Origin of the sequence: Burkholderia cepacia GG4, from assembly GCF_000292915.1 — a bacterium.
Taxonomy (GTDB): Bacteria; Pseudomonadota; Gammaproteobacteria; order Burkholderiales; family Burkholderiaceae; genus Burkholderia; species Burkholderia cepacia_D.
Genome location: NC_018514.1, coordinates 1,796,271 through 1,809,253 on the forward strand (window position 1 = coordinate 1,796,271; position 12,983 = coordinate 1,809,253).

Annotated in this window: 12 protein-coding genes; 3 read left to right on the forward strand and 9 right to left on the reverse strand. The window is 66.7% G+C overall.

The genetic code is table 11. The features are described 5' to 3' along the window. The first annotated feature begins 71 nt into the window (after positions 1-71). The 3 genes from GEM_RS23685 to GEM_RS23695 are packed head-to-tail and all read left to right on the forward strand — an operon-like array spanning position 72 to position 3,176. Positions 72-1,136 carry an acyltransferase family protein gene (locus GEM_RS23685; protein ID WP_014899941.1) on the forward strand — a complete coding sequence of 355 codons (1,065 nt, stop codon included), beginning with the start codon at positions 72-74 and terminating at the stop codon, positions 1,134-1,136. A 35-nt stretch (positions 1,137-1,171) separates the two neighbouring features. Further along, the gene (gene gmd / locus GEM_RS23690; RefSeq protein WP_014899942.1) at positions 1,172-2,218 is read left to right on the forward strand and encodes a GDP-mannose 4,6-dehydratase; all 1,047 of its coding nucleotides are present in this window, start codon (positions 1,172-1,174) and stop codon (positions 2,216-2,218) included. After that, the gene (locus tag GEM_RS23695; RefSeq protein ID WP_014899943.1) at positions 2,205-3,176 is read left to right on the forward strand and encodes an NAD-dependent epimerase/dehydratase family protein; all 972 of its coding nucleotides are present in this window, start codon (positions 2,205-2,207) and stop codon (positions 3,174-3,176) included. The genes gmd and GEM_RS23695 overlap by 14 nt, the downstream gene beginning before the upstream one ends. Positions 3,177-3,284: 108 nt before the next feature. On the opposite strand, the gene GEM_RS23700 is transcribed toward GEM_RS23695, so the two are convergent. The 9 genes from GEM_RS23700 to trpB all read right to left on the reverse strand — a co-directional run bounded on the left by GEM_RS23700 (position 3,285) and on the right by trpB (position 12,958). Continuing rightward, positions 3,285-4,475, reverse strand: a complete 1,191-nt coding sequence (locus tag GEM_RS23700) for an O-succinylhomoserine sulfhydrylase (protein ID WP_014899944.1) — start codon at positions 4,473-4,475, stop codon at positions 3,285-3,287. 253 nt (positions 4,476-4,728) lie between these two features. After that, positions 4,729-6,261 (reverse strand): amidophosphoribosyltransferase, encoded by a 1,533-nt coding sequence (gene purF / locus GEM_RS23705; RefSeq protein WP_014899945.1) that lies wholly within the window; start codon positions 6,259-6,261, stop codon positions 4,729-4,731. 52 nt (positions 6,262-6,313) lie between these two features. Next, positions 6,314-6,808, reverse strand: a complete 495-nt coding sequence (locus tag GEM_RS23710) for a CvpA family protein (RefSeq protein WP_014899946.1) — start codon at positions 6,806-6,808, stop codon at positions 6,314-6,316. Positions 6,809-6,814: 6 nt separating this feature from the next. Continuing rightward, positions 6,815-7,666, reverse strand: a complete 852-nt coding sequence (locus GEM_RS23715; protein ID WP_014899947.1) for an SPOR domain-containing protein — start codon at positions 7,664-7,666, stop codon at positions 6,815-6,817. Between the two features lie 29 nt (positions 7,667-7,695). Further along, a complete protein-coding gene (gene folC / locus GEM_RS23720; RefSeq protein ID WP_014899948.1) occupies positions 7,696-9,006 on the reverse strand; it encodes a bifunctional tetrahydrofolate synthase/dihydrofolate synthase in 1,311 nt (436 codons plus the stop codon). A 100-nt stretch (positions 9,007-9,106) separates the two neighbouring features. Further along, on the reverse strand, positions 9,107-9,979 hold the full coding sequence (accD, locus tag GEM_RS23725) for an acetyl-CoA carboxylase, carboxyltransferase subunit beta (RefSeq protein ID WP_014899949.1): 873 nt from the start codon (positions 9,977-9,979) through the stop codon (positions 9,107-9,109). A gap of 64 nt (positions 9,980-10,043) precedes the next feature. After that, on the reverse strand, positions 10,044-10,862 hold the full coding sequence (trpA, locus tag GEM_RS23730; protein WP_014899950.1) for a tryptophan synthase subunit alpha: 819 nt from the start codon (positions 10,860-10,862) through the stop codon (positions 10,044-10,046). A 41-nt stretch (positions 10,863-10,903) separates the two neighbouring features. Next, the gene (locus GEM_RS23735; protein WP_014899951.1) at positions 10,904-11,755 is read right to left on the reverse strand and encodes a DNA-methyltransferase; all 852 of its coding nucleotides are present in this window, start codon (positions 11,753-11,755) and stop codon (positions 10,904-10,906) included. A gap of 9 nt (positions 11,756-11,764) precedes the next feature. Continuing rightward, on the reverse strand, positions 11,765-12,958 hold the full coding sequence (gene trpB, locus GEM_RS23740; RefSeq protein ID WP_014899952.1) for a tryptophan synthase subunit beta: 1,194 nt from the start codon (positions 12,956-12,958) through the stop codon (positions 11,765-11,767). Between the last annotated feature and the right edge of the window lie 25 nt (positions 12,959-12,983).

Here is a 12,983-nt window from a genome sequence, read left to right on the forward strand (position 1 = left end):
ATGCATTACGTTCACGCATCGGATGCGCGGCGCGCCACGGCATCGGCCGCGCGTCGCAAAGGGGTGGCGCGATGACGGTCATCTCGCGCACCGCCGACCTCGCCCCGCCGCAACACGGCCGCATCGTGCAGCTCGACGGGCTGCGCGCGATCGCCGTCGGCGCGGTGTTCCTGCAACACGCGCTGAAAGCACCGCTGTGGATGGGCGTCGACCTGTTCTTCGTGCTGAGCGGCCTGCTGATCACCGGCATCCTGCTCGATCGCAAGGCGCGCGGGCAGTCGTACTTCAGCCACTTCTACGCGCGCCGCGTGCGCCGGATCCTGCCGCCGTACGTGCTGCTGCTGGTCGTGTCGATGCTGCTGTTCGGCGCGAGCTGGCTGCCGCACTGGCCGTGGTTCGCGTTCTTCTCGACCAACATCGGGCTGTCGCTCGGCAGCATCGGCCACGACAGCCTGAACGTGCTGTGGTCGCTCGCGGTCGAGGAGCAGTTCTACATCTTCTGGCCGTTCGTCGTGCTGTGGTGTTCGGAGCGCGTGCTGCTGTGGATCGCCGCCGCGCTGATCGTCGCCGCTCCCGTGCTGCGCGCGATCGCGACGCCATGGTTCGATTCGTTCTGGCCGATCTACTACCTGACGCCGTTCCGGATGGACCTGCTGGCCGCGGGCGCGCTGCTCGCGATCGTGCTGCGTCGCGACCGGCGCGCGCTGGAGCCGTTCTACCCGCTCGCGATCGTCGGCGCGCTGGTGTCGCTCGCGATCCTCGGCTGGCTACACCTGTCGTTCCCGCGTTTCCGCGCGGCGAACACGCCGCTGTCGAACGCCGCGCTCTACAGCATCTCGCTGCTGCTGTGCACGTCGATCGTCGTGATCGCGCTGCGCGGACGCGGCCTCGTGCAGCGCGTGCTGACGAATCCGCTGCTCGTCTACGTGGGCACCGTCAGCTACACCGTCTACCTGATCCACCTGAGCGTGCTGTACGCGCTGTGGCCGCTGCACCTGAACCGCTTCGTCACGGCCGCGCTCGCACTCGCGATCACGCTCGCGTACGCCACCCTGAGCTGGTACGGCTTCGAACGACGCCTGACGCGCGGCCCCGCGCGCAGCACGTTGCCGGCCGCCGCGCGCACGACCGCCTGAATTTCTCAATCCATCGTTTCGACCAGGACATTGCCATGAGCCAAACTCGCAAGAAGGCCATCATCACGGGGATCACCGGGCAGGATGGCGCCTACCTGACCAAGCTGCTGCTCGACAAGGGCTACGAAGTCACGGGCACCTACCGCCGCACCAGCTCGGTCAACTTCTGGCGCATCGCCGAGCTCGGCGTCGACACGCACCCGAACCTCTCGCTCGTCGAGCACGACCTGACGGACGCCGGCTCGAGCCTGCGGCTGCTCGAACGCACGCAGCCCGACGAGCTGTACAACCTGGCCGCGCAGAGCTTCGTCGGCGTGTCGTTCGACCAGCCGGCGACGACCGCCGAAGTGACGGGCATCGGCCCGCTGAACCTGCTCGAGGCAATCCGCGTCGTGAGCCCGAAGACGCGCTTCTACCAGGCGTCGACGTCCGAGATGTTCGGCAAGGTGCAGTCGATCCCGCAGACGGAAACGACCGCGTTCTACCCGCGCAGCCCGTACGGCGTCGCGAAGCTGTACGCGCACTGGATGACCGTGAACTACCGCGAGTCTTACGACCTGTTCGGCTGCAGCGGGATCCTGTTCAACCACGAATCGCCGCTGCGCGGCCGCGAGTTCGTCACCCGCAAGATCACCGACACCGTCGCGAAGATCAAGCTCGGCAAGGCGACCAGGCTCGAGCTCGGCAACCTGGACGCGAAGCGCGACTGGGGCTTCGCGCTCGAATACGTCGAAGGGATGTGGCGGATGCTGCAGGTCGACGAGCCCGACACCTACGTCCTCGCCACCAACCGCACCGAGACCGTGCGCGACTTCGTGCGGATGGCGTTCGCGGCCGCCGGCTTCCAGATCGAATGGACCGGCAAGGGCGAGCAGGAACGCGGCATCGACGCATCGAACGGCAACGTGCTCGTCGAAGTGAACCCGAAGTTCTACCGCCCCGCCGAAGTCGACCTGCTGATCGGCTGCGCGGACAAGGCCAAGAGCAAACTCGGCTGGGCGCCGGAAACCACGCTCGAGCAGCTTTGCCAGATGATGGTCGAGGCGGACCTGACGCGGAATCGTCACCATGACACGTTCTGAAGCCGGCCGCCCGTCGCGCCGTGCGTTCGTCACGGGCCTGACGGGCTTCACCGGCCGCTACATGGCACAGCGCCTGCACGCGGCCGGCTACGATGTGTGGGGCACCATGGCGCCCGGCGCGCCGCGGCCCGACGATCCGGCGCTCGCGAACTGCACGTTGCTGCCGGTCGACCTGCTCGATGCGAACGCGATGCGTGCGGCAGCCGCCGATGCGCGCCCCGATGCGGTCGTGCATCTCGCCGCGCGCGCGCACGTCGCGCACGACGAGCCGTCGCAGGCCTACGCGGTCAACATCGTCGGCACGCGCAACCTGCTGGCCGCGCTCGCGGGCCTCGAGCGCCGCCCGTCGGCAGTACTGCTCGCCAGCAGCGCGAACATCTACGGCAATTCGACGGCCGGCGTGCTCGACGAGACCGTCGCACCGGCGCCCGCGAACGACTACGCGGTCAGCAAGCTGGCGATGGAGTACGCGGCGAAGCTGTGGGCCGACCGGTTGCCGATCGTGATCGCGCGGCCGTTCAACTACACGGGCGTCGGCCAGGGCGACGCCTATCTGCTGCCGAAGCTCGTGTCGCACTTTGCGCGCAACGCGCCGCGCATCTCGCTCGGCAATCTCGACGTGAGCCGCGACTTCTCCGACGTGCGCGACGTGACGGCCGCCTACCTGAAGCTGCTCGAAACCGCGCCGGCCGGCGAGACGTTCAACGTCTGCTCGGAGCGCGCGTATTCGCTGAAGGAAGTGCTGGCGATGCTGTCGCGCATCGCCGGTTACGTGATCGACGTGACGATCGATCCGCGCTTCGTTCGGCACAACGAAGTGAAAAGCCTCTCCGGGTCGCGCGACAAGCTGCGGCGCGCGGTGGGCGATTTGCCCGTCACGCCGCTCGACGACACGCTACGGTGGATGGTCGACGCGATGCGCAACGACACGCACGCGAACGGACATCGCACGGCGTAAGCCCGGCGAATTCACGGGTACAAAACACGAAGGGCCGTTCGCTTGCGCGAACGGCCCTTCGTCCATCGTCACGTCGGATCACGTCACGACCTGCGTGACGTGCCGCGCTCAGCCCTCCAGCCCGCGCGCGAGATCCTTGCGCAGGTCGCCCGCATCCTCCAGGCCGACCGACAAGCGGATCAGCCCTTCGCTGATCCCCGCTGCCGCGCGCGCTTCCGGCGTGATGCGGCCGTGCGTGGTGGTCGCCGGATGCGTAATGGTCGTACGCGTGTCGCCGAGGTTGCCGGTGATCGAGATCAGCTTCGTGTTGTCGATCACGCGCCACGCGTTCTCGCGCTGCTGTTCGGGCGTGTCGCCCTTCAGCTCGAACGACACGATCGCCCCGCCCGCCTTCTGCTGACGCTTCGCGAGTTCGTGCTGCGGGTGCGATTCGAGGCCCGGATGAAACACGCGCGCGACGGCCGGATGCGAATCGAGCCAGCGCGCGATTTCCAGCGCGTTCGCCGACTGCTTCTCGACGCGCAGCGACAGCGTCTCCATCCCCTTCAGCAGCACCCACGCGTTGAACGCGGACAGCGTCGGGCCTGCGCTACGCACGAACGGGAACACCTTGCCCATGATGAATTCCTTCGAGCCGACCAGTGCGCCGCCAAGCACGCGGCCCTGCCCGTCGAGGAATTTCGTCGCCGAGTGCATCACGACATCCGCGCCGAGCTTCAGCGGCTGCTGCAGTACCGGGCTGCAGAAACAGTTGTCGACGACGAACAGCGCGTTCGCGGCCTTCGCGATCTTGCCGATCGCCTCGATGTCGGCGAGTTCGGTCAGCGGGTTCGACGGCGTCTCGAGGAAGAACATCTTCGTTTCCGGCCGCACGGCTTCCTGCCATGCGTTCAGGTCGGTCGGGTCGACGAAGGTCGTCGTGATCCCGAACTTGCTGAAGATCTGCGAGAACATCCCGAGCGTCGAGCCGAACAGGCTGCGCGAGCTGACGAGGTGGTCGCCGGCCTGCAGTGCGGACATCACGACCGACATGATCGCGGCCATCCCCGACGCCGTCGCAATACAGGCCTCGCCGCCCTCGAGCGCCGCGAGACGCTCCTGGAACATGGTGACGGTCGGGTTCGTGAAGCGCGAATAGGTGAAGTAGTCTTCCGAGTTCGCGAAGCGCTCGGCCGCGTCGGCCGCGCTCGAGAAGCAGAAACTCGACGTGAGGAACAGCGCTTCCGAGTGCTCGTTGAAGTCGCTGCGCAGCGTGCCTGCGCGCACGGCAAGCGTGTCGAAGTTGAGGGAGTCGTCCATGTTCCGTTTTCCGTATCCGATGGCCACGCGCGTTGCGCAGGCCAGATCAAAACCAGGCCAAAAAACAAAAAGCCCGCTATGCGTCGGCATCAGCGGGCTTCGGTGCGGTACGACATACGACAGCGATCGACTCGGGCCGGCTGCCGCCGGCCTTCGCTTTAGCTGTTTTGGGAAGTCGCCCCGCGTCCGCAAGCTGAATCAAATCGACGCAAGGCCACATCCTATCACGCTTCATTCGAAGCGTGCGCCGGCATTACTCGACCGACAACTGCAGGTTCATCTGCGACACGGCGGTGTCGCTGGCCGCGTCGCGATCGGCCTGCGACGCCGGTGCGAGGCGTGCGCGCTCGATCGCGTCGAGATACTCGGGCGTCACGGCGCCGGTGATGTAGTTGCCGTCGAAGCACGACGCCTCGAAGCCCTCGAGCTTCGGGTTGATGTCGCGCACCGCGCGGCGCAGGTCGTCGACGTCCTGATAGATCAGGTGGTCGGCGCCGATGATCTTCGCGACTTCCTCGTCGGTGCGGCCGTGTGCAACCAGCTCGCCGCGCGTCGGCATGTCGATGCCGTACACGTTCGGGAACTTCACGGGCGGCGCCGCCGACGCGAAGATCACCGACTTCGCGCCCGCATCGCGCGCCATCTGGACGATCTCGTGCGAGGTCGTGCCGCGCACGATCGAGTCGTCGACGATCAGCACGTGCTTGTCCTTGAACTCGATGCTCATCGCATTGAGCTTCTGGCGCACCGACTTCTTGCGCACCGCCTGGCCCGGCATGATGAACGTGCGGCCGACGTAGCGGTTCTTGAAGAAGCCTTCGCGATACTCGACGCCGAGCTTCGCGGCGACCTGCATCGCGGCCGGGCGCGACGAATCGGGAATCGGCATCACGACGTCGATCGGCACGTTCGGCAGCTCGCGCTTGATCTTCTCGGCGAGGTAGTCGCCCATGCGCAGGCGCACGTTGTAGACGGGCACGCCGTCGAGGCACGAGTCCGGACGCGCGAGATACACGTATTCGAACATGCACGGATTCAGCGTCGGGTTCTCCGCGCACTGCTGGCTGTGGAAGTTGCCGGCCTTGTCGATGAAGATCGCTTCGCCCGGCTGCAAGTCGCGCACGAATTCGAAACCGATGCCTTCGACCGCCACCGACTCCGACGTGACCATCCATTCGGTGCCGTGTTCGGTCTCGAGCTTGCCGATGCAGAGCGGGCGGATGCCGAACGGATCGCGGAACGCGAGCAGGCCGTAACCGGCAATCAGCGACACGATCGCGTACGAGCCCTGCAGGCGGCGATGCGCGCCGGCGACGGCCTTGAACACCGCGGCCGGATCGAGCTCGAGGCCCGTCGTCGACAGCTGCAACTCGTGCGCGAGCACGTTGAGCAGCACTTCGCTGTCGGAGTTGGTATTGAGGTGCCGGCGATCGATCCGGAACATCTCGTCCTTCAGCTGCTCCCAGTTCGTCAGGTTGCCGTTGTGCGCGAGGATGATCCCGAACGGCGCGTTCACGTAGAACGGCTGCGCCTCGGCTTCGTTCGACGCCGAGCCGGCCGTCGGATAGCGGACCTGGCCGATGCCGTAGGTGCCGGGCAGGCTGCGCATGTTGCGCGTGCGGAACACGTCGCGCACCATGCCGTTCGCCTTGTACATGTGGAAATTGCTGCCGTCCGCCGTCGCGATGCCCGCTGCGTCCTGACCGCGATGCTGCAGCAGCAGCAGGCTGTCATAGATCAGCTGATTGACCGGGGATTGGGAGATAACACCTACGATGCCGCACATGGCATGTCCTTCAAGATGACAAAATCGGTTCCGTCCTGCCCGGCTCGCGTCGTCAAACGCGCACGTACTGGGCCATGCCGTCGGGCAGGAGCTGCTTCAGCTCGTGCACGCCCTGCTCGGCGAAAGGACGCAATAGCGCATTGCGCCAGAATTCCTGTTTGGGCAATTCGGTCAGCCCGGCCGCCGCGACCAGCAGCACCACCAGCACGCAGCCGCGGACCAGCCCGAACATCATGCCCAGCGAGCGATCGACCCCGCCGAGGCCCGTCGCCTGCGCGATCCGCGACAACAGCGCGTTCGCAACGCCCGCGACGAACACGACGCCGATCACGATCAACGCGAACGCGATCACCCACTGTGTCAGCGCGCCGCCCGGCCAGTTCGCCGGAATGTAAGGCACGACCAGTCCGACAAAGCGGGCCGCGATCACGACCGCCGCGATCCAGCCGATCAGCCCGAAAATCTCGGAGACGAAGCCGCGCCACGCGCCACGTAGCGCAGACAACGCGATCACCGCCAATACAGCGTAGTCGAAAGCCGTCAGCATCGCACGTTACTGCGTGAGTCCGGCTTCGCGAACCTTCGCGATCGCGGCGGATGCCGCCGCACGATCCGCGAACGGGCCGGCACGCAGCAGTGTAGCCGTGCTGCCGTCAGCCTGCTTGCTGTGCTCGACATATGCGGGCACGCCCGCCGATTTCAACTTGGTGGCCCACGAACGCGCCGTCGTGTCGTCCTTGAACGAACCGAGCTGCACCGCGAAGCGCGCACCGGCCGGCGATGCCGGCGACGATGCGTCGCCGCTGTCGGTCGCGGCGTCGGCATTCGCGACCACCGCCGGCGCCGGCTTCGGCGCAACCGGCTTCGCCGCGGGGGCAGCCGGCTTCGCTGCGGGCTTCGGCGGCGTCACGCTTGCCGTGGTCGTCGAGGTCGTCGAGGTCGACGCATCGGGCTTCGCGGCCGGCTTGGCCGCATCCTTCGCTACGGGCGCCGGAACGGCCGCCACGGCGACATCGGACGCCGGCGGTTCGTCATGCGCGACGCCAGCCTGCACGTCGGACGCGTCGTCGTCACGCGGCGCGACCGCCTGATGCGCGGGCCGGTTCGGAATATCGATGGCGATATCGTCGGTGACCGGCTTCGGGTGCGAATCGAGCACCATCGGCAGCACGATCACGGCGGCGACGACGAGCGCGATCGCGCCGACGAGACGCCGGCGTGCGCGTTGCTTTTCTGGAAGGGTCGGATCGAGGAGCAGTGCGTCCGATTCCGGACGCTCGGTGCGGCGCGTGCGTCGCTCGACGCGTTCTGTGCGCTCCGTGCGCACGTTCCGGGAGGCCCCGGTACGACCGCCGCGCCGGGTGGGCGCGTCGTCGTCTTTCTTGCCGAACGAGAAAATTCCCATGAATGGCTGAGTCCGAAACTGCCCGTCAGTCAGTGTTGCTGCGATTTCCGGTAGGCCATCACACCTGCCACCGTATGGAAACTGCCGAAAACCACGATTCTATCATTCTCGGATGCTCTTTTTAGTGCATCTCGAAATGCTTCGGCGGGCGACGCGAACCGGGTCACGCTCGAATCGGCCCCCTCCTCCACGCCGGCCTTGCGCAGCGCGGCTTCGAGTTGCTCCGCGCTCGCCGCGCGCGGCAGCGGCAGGTCGGTCACGCACCAGTGGTCGATCTCGCCCTTCAGGTGCCGCAGCACGCCGTCGATGTCCTTGTCGTGCATTGCGCCGAACACCGCGTAGGTGTACGGGAAGAAGCCCATGTTGCCGAGGTTCTGCTCGAGCACGGCCGCCGCATGCGGGTTATGTGCGACGTCCAGCACGATCGCCGGCTTGCCGGGCAGCACCTGGAAGCGGCCGGGCAGCTCGACGTTCGCGAGCCCGAGCCGGATGTCCTGCGCGGACACCGGCAGCACCGGGCGCAGCGCCTCGAGCGCGGCCAGCGCGGCCGATGCATTGATCAGCTGATTCGCGCCGCGCAGCGCCGGATACGCGAGCGCCGGATAACGCTTGTCGCGGCCGAGATAGCTCCATTGCTGGCGCTCCGCGCCCGGCTGCGCTTCATAGCGGAAATCGCGGCCGACCAGCCACAGGTCGGCGCCGATCGCGGCGGCATGGTCGACCAGCGTGTTCGGCACCGCGGGATCGCCGCAGATCGCCGGCTTGCCCGCGCGGAAGATCCCCGCCTTCTCGAACGCGATCTTCTCGCGCGTGTCGCCGAGGTATTCGGTGTGATCGATGTCGATGCTCGTGACGATCGCGCAATCGGTATCGATGATGTTGACCGCATCGAGCCGGCCGCCGAGGCCGACTTCGAGGATCACCGCGTCGAGCCCGCGCGACGCGAACAGGTGCAGGATCGCGAGCGTCGTGAATTCGAAGTACGTGAGCGAGACCGGCTCGGGCAGCGACGTGCGCGCGGCTTCGACGGCTTCGAAGTGCGGCAGCAGCTCGGCGTCGCTGACCTGTTGCCCGTTCACGCGCGCGCGCTCGCTGAATTCGAGCAGGTGCGGCGACGTGTGGCAGCCGACCTTGTAGCCCGCATGAACCAGGATCGCCTCGAGGAACGCGCAGGTCGAGCCTTTGCCGTTCGTGCCGCCGACCGTGATCACGGGGCACGCGAATTCGAGCTGCAGCGCCGCCTTGACCTGCCCGATACGGGTGAGGCCCATGTCGATGCCGACCGGGTGCGCGCGTTCGAGATGCGAAAGCCACGCGTCGAGAGTGGGAAAAGTGCTCATCGGATCAAATCTGAATCGGTACCGCCACTACGCCAAAAAACGAAACGCGCCGCCCGGCGGTTCAGCCGGGCGACGCGCGCAGTTCACAACGTCGCGCCAATCAGGCCAGCGCGTCGGCCGGCTGTCGCTGCAGCAGCGCGAGCAGCTGCGCGATCTCGTCGCGCATCTTGCGGCGGTCGACGATCATGTCGACCGCGCCCGTCTTCACCAGGAATTCGGCGCGCTGGAAACCTTCCGGCAGCTTCTCGCGAACCGTCTGCTCGATCACGCGCGGGCCGGCGAAGCCGATCAGCGCCTTCGGCTCGGCGATCACGACGTCGCCAAGGAACGCGAAGCTCGCCGACACACCGCCCATCGTCGGGTCGGTCAGCACCGAGATGAACGGCAGCTTGGCTTCGGCCAGCTTGGTCAGCATCGCGGTGGTCTTCGCCATCTGCATCAGCGACAACAGGCTTTCCTGCATCCGTGCGCCGCCCGACGCCGTGAAGCAGATGAACGGCACGTGCTGCTCCAGCGCATTCTGCGCGCCGCGCGCGAAGCGCTCGCCGACGACCGAACCCATCGAGCCGCCCATGAACGAGAACTCGAAGCAGGCCGCGACGACGGGCAGCGTGTGGATCGCACCGCCCATCACGACCATCGCGTCGGTCTCGCCCGTCTCGTCCATTGCTTCCTTCAGACGATCGGGATACTTGCGGCTGTCCTTGAACTTCAGCGTGTCGACCGGCACGATTTCCTGGCCGATTTCATAGCGGCCTTCCGGATCGAGCAGCCCGTCGAGGCGTTCACGCGCGCCGATGCGCATGTGGTGATCGCACTTCGGGCACACGTGCAGGTTCGCGTCCACGTCGTTGCGGTACAGCACGGCCTCGCAGGACGGGCACTTGACCCACAGGCCTTCCGGAATGCCCTTGCGGCTTTTCGGGTCGGTCTGCTTGATCTTCGGCGGCAACAGTTTGTCGAGCCAGCTCATCGTATGGTTTCCTGTTCCGTGGCGGGGCGGGCCGACCGGCCCGTTCCCGCTTCCTGTGTTGTGTTTATCGCGCCGTGTTGCCGGCGCCGTCCAGGGCGGCGCGCAGCTCGGCGATGAAAGTCTTCAGCGCGGCGGCGGCACCCTCCGGCGCGGCGCTCTCGAGCAGCTGCACCAGGCGGCTGCCGATCACGACGGCGTCCGACACTTCGGCCACTGCGCGCGCCGTTTCTGCGTCGCGGATGCCGAAGCCGACGCCCACCGGAACCGGCACGCGCGACTTGATGGCCGGGATTTTACCCGCAATGCTCGAAACATCCAGATTTCCGGCGCCGGTCACGCCCTTGAGCGACACGTAATACACGTAGCCGCTCGCGATCTTGCCCACGTCGGCGATGCGTTCGTCGGTCGACGTCGGCGCGAGCAGGAAGATCGGATCGATCTGCGCGGCGCGCATTTTCTCGGCGAACACGCCCGCTTCTTCGGGCGGATAGTCGACGACCAGCACGCCGTCGACACCGGCCGCCTGCGCTTCGGTCGCGAACGCGTCGACGCCCATGCGCTCGATCGGGTTCGCATAGCCCATCAGCACGACGGGGGTTTTCGGGTCGGTCTCGCGGAAGCGCTTCACGTCGGCGAGCACGCTCTTCAGCGTGACGCCGCGCGCGAGCGCGCGCTCCGACGAGCGCTGGATCACCGGGCCGTCGGCCATCGGGTCCGAGAACGGCACGCCGAGCTCGATCACGTCGGCGCCGCCTTCGGCGAGCGCGTGCATGAACTCGACGGTCTTCGCGGGGTCGGGATCGCCGGCCGTGATGAACGGGATCAGGCCCTTACGGCCTTGTTCGGCGAGTGCGGCGAAGGTCTGCTGGATACGGGAGGACATGGCAATTTTCCTTGATGCGATCGGCACTGCGGCGGCGCGACTCACGCGCACGCCGGCGTGGCGAGCGCGTTCACGCGCTCGTGCGCGATCGCGCAATAACTTTCGTTGATCTCGTAGCCGACGAAGTCGCGCCCCTGCCGTGCGCAGGCCACCGCGGTCGTGCCGCTGCCCATGAACGGATCGAGCACGCGGCCGCCCGGCGGGCAGCTCGCGAGCACCATCCGCTCAATGATTTCCAGCGGCTTCTGGGTCGGATGATCGACGCGCTCCGCGTGCTGCCGATGCAGGCGCGAGACCGACCAGACGTCCTTCGGGTTGTAGCCCATCTCCAGCCACTTGCTGCCTTCGAACAGCTTGCGCGAGCGGGCCTTCTTCGTATCGGCGTCGTACGGGATGCGGACCGGATCGAGATCGAAGTAATACGCCCTGGAAACCGCGAAAAAGCCGATGTTGTCGTGCACCGACGTGAAACGGCGCGTCGTGCCGCCCATGCTCGGCACGCGCCGGTCCCAGATGATCTCGTTGACCATCGTGAGCTTCGTCTTCAGGAAACTGAAGATTTCCGGCGCGTACTGCCATGTGCAGAAGATGTACATCGACCCGCTCGGCTTCAGCTTCGGAACCGCGAGCTCGAGCCACTCGCGCGTCCACGCGAGGAAATCGTCGCCCGAACGCTTGTCTGAGTCGTTGCCGTAGTCCTTGCCGAGCCCGTACGGCGGATCGGCGACGATCAGGTCGATCGACGCATCCGGCAGGCGCGCGGCTTCGGTCATGAAATCGCGGTTGTGCAGTTCGATCCCGGACGGCAGTGTGCACGGCACGGCGACGGCAGGCTGCCCCGCCCCCGCTTCGCTCGCGGCGCCGCCGCCCGGCTGTTCGATCAGGTCACGCATCGGTCGGGGTCAGAGCGTGAGGCCCGATCGCTCGGCGACCGTGTGCATGTCCTTGTCGCCGCGGCCCGACAGGTTGACGAGCAGGATCTTGTCCTTCGGCAACGTCGGCGCGAGCTTCACGCCGTACGCGATCGCGTGGCTCGACTCGAGCGCGGGGATGATCCCCTCGATCCGGCAGCAGTCGTGGAACGCCTTCAGCGCTTCCTCGTCGGTGATCGGCACGTATTGCGCGCGGCCGCTGTCCTTCAGCCATGCGTGTTCGGGGCCGACGCCCGGATAGTCGAGGCCTGCCGACACCGAATGCGTCTCGATGATCTGGCCGTTGTCGTCCTGCAGCAGGTAGGTGCGGTTGCCGTGCAGCACGCCGGGGCTGCCGGCGATCAGCGACGCCGCGTGACGGCCGGTGTCGAGGCCGTCGCCGGCCGCTTCGACGCCGATCAGCTGCACCGACGCATCGTCGATGTACGGATAGAAGATGCCCATCGCGTTCGAGCCGCCGCCGACGCACGCAATCACCGCGTCCGGCTGACGGCCGGCGAGTTCAGGCATCTGCACCTTGCACTCGTCGCCGATCACGCGCTGGAAGTCACGCACCATCGCCGGGTACGGGTGCGGGCCCGCGACCGTGCCGATGATGTAGAACGTGCTCTCGATGTTCGTGACCCAGTCGCGCATCGCTTCGTTCAGCGCATCCTTCAGCGTGCGCGAACCCGATTCGACCGGCACGACCGTCGCGCCGAGCAGCTTCATCCGGTAGACGTTCGCAGCCTGGCGGCGCACGTCCTCGGCGCCCATGTAGACGATGCACTCCATCCCGAAGCGGGCGCAGATCGTCGCCGTCGCGACGCCGTGCTGGCCGGCGCCGGTCTCGGCGATCACGCGCTTCTTGCCCATCCGCTTCGCGAGCAGCGCCTGGCCGATCACGTTGTTGATCTTGTGCGCGCCGGTGTGGTTCAGGTCCTCGCGCTTCAGGTAGATCTGCGCGCCGCCGAGCATCTCGCTCCAGCGCTGCGCGTGATAGATCGGCGACGGACGGCCGACGAAGTACTTCAGTTCGCGCTCGTATTCCGCGACGAAATCGGGGTCGTTCCGGAATTTTTCATACGCCGTGCGCAGTTCGTCCAGCGCGTGAATCAGCGTCTCGGCGACGAATACGCCGCCATACGGGCCGAAGTGGCCGCGATCATCAGGAAGGTTGTACATGGTGTCACTCTCGATCGGTCGGCGC

Bases quoted from the DNA above. Each gene is read 5' to 3' on its own strand.
- GEM_RS23685 (WP_014899941.1), top strand. From the start codon at position 72: ATGACGGTCATCTCGCGCACCGCCGACCTCGCCCCGCCGCAACACGGC.
- gmd (WP_014899942.1), top strand. From the start codon at position 1,172: ATGAGCCAAACTCGCAAGAAGGCCATCATCACGGGGATCACCGGGCAG.
- GEM_RS23695 (WP_014899943.1), top strand. From the start codon at position 2,205: ATGACACGTTCTGAAGCCGGCCGCCCGTCGCGCCGTGCGTTCGTCACG.
- GEM_RS23700 (WP_014899944.1), bottom strand. From the start codon at position 4,475: ATGGACGACTCCCTCAACTTCGACACGCTTGCCGTGCGCGCAGGCACG.
- purF (WP_014899945.1), bottom strand. From the start codon at position 6,261: ATGTGCGGCATCGTAGGTGTTATCTCCCAATCCCCGGTCAATCAGCTG.
- GEM_RS23710 (WP_014899946.1), bottom strand. From the start codon at position 6,808: ATGCTGACGGCTTTCGACTACGCTGTATTGGCGGTGATCGCGTTGTCT.
- GEM_RS23715 (WP_014899947.1), bottom strand. From the start codon at position 7,666: ATGGGAATTTTCTCGTTCGGCAAGAAAGACGACGACGCGCCCACCCGG.
- folC (WP_014899948.1), bottom strand. From the start codon at position 9,006: ATGAGCACTTTTCCCACTCTCGACGCGTGGCTTTCGCATCTCGAACGC.
- accD (WP_014899949.1), bottom strand. From the start codon at position 9,979: ATGAGCTGGCTCGACAAACTGTTGCCGCCGAAGATCAAGCAGACCGAC.
- trpA (WP_014899950.1), bottom strand. From the start codon at position 10,862: ATGTCCTCCCGTATCCAGCAGACCTTCGCCGCACTCGCCGAACAAGGC.
- GEM_RS23735 (WP_014899951.1), bottom strand. From the start codon at position 11,755: ATGCGTGACCTGATCGAACAGCCGGGCGGCGGCGCCGCGAGCGAAGCG.
- trpB (WP_014899952.1), bottom strand. From the start codon at position 12,958: ATGTACAACCTTCCTGATGATCGCGGCCACTTCGGCCCGTATGGCGGC.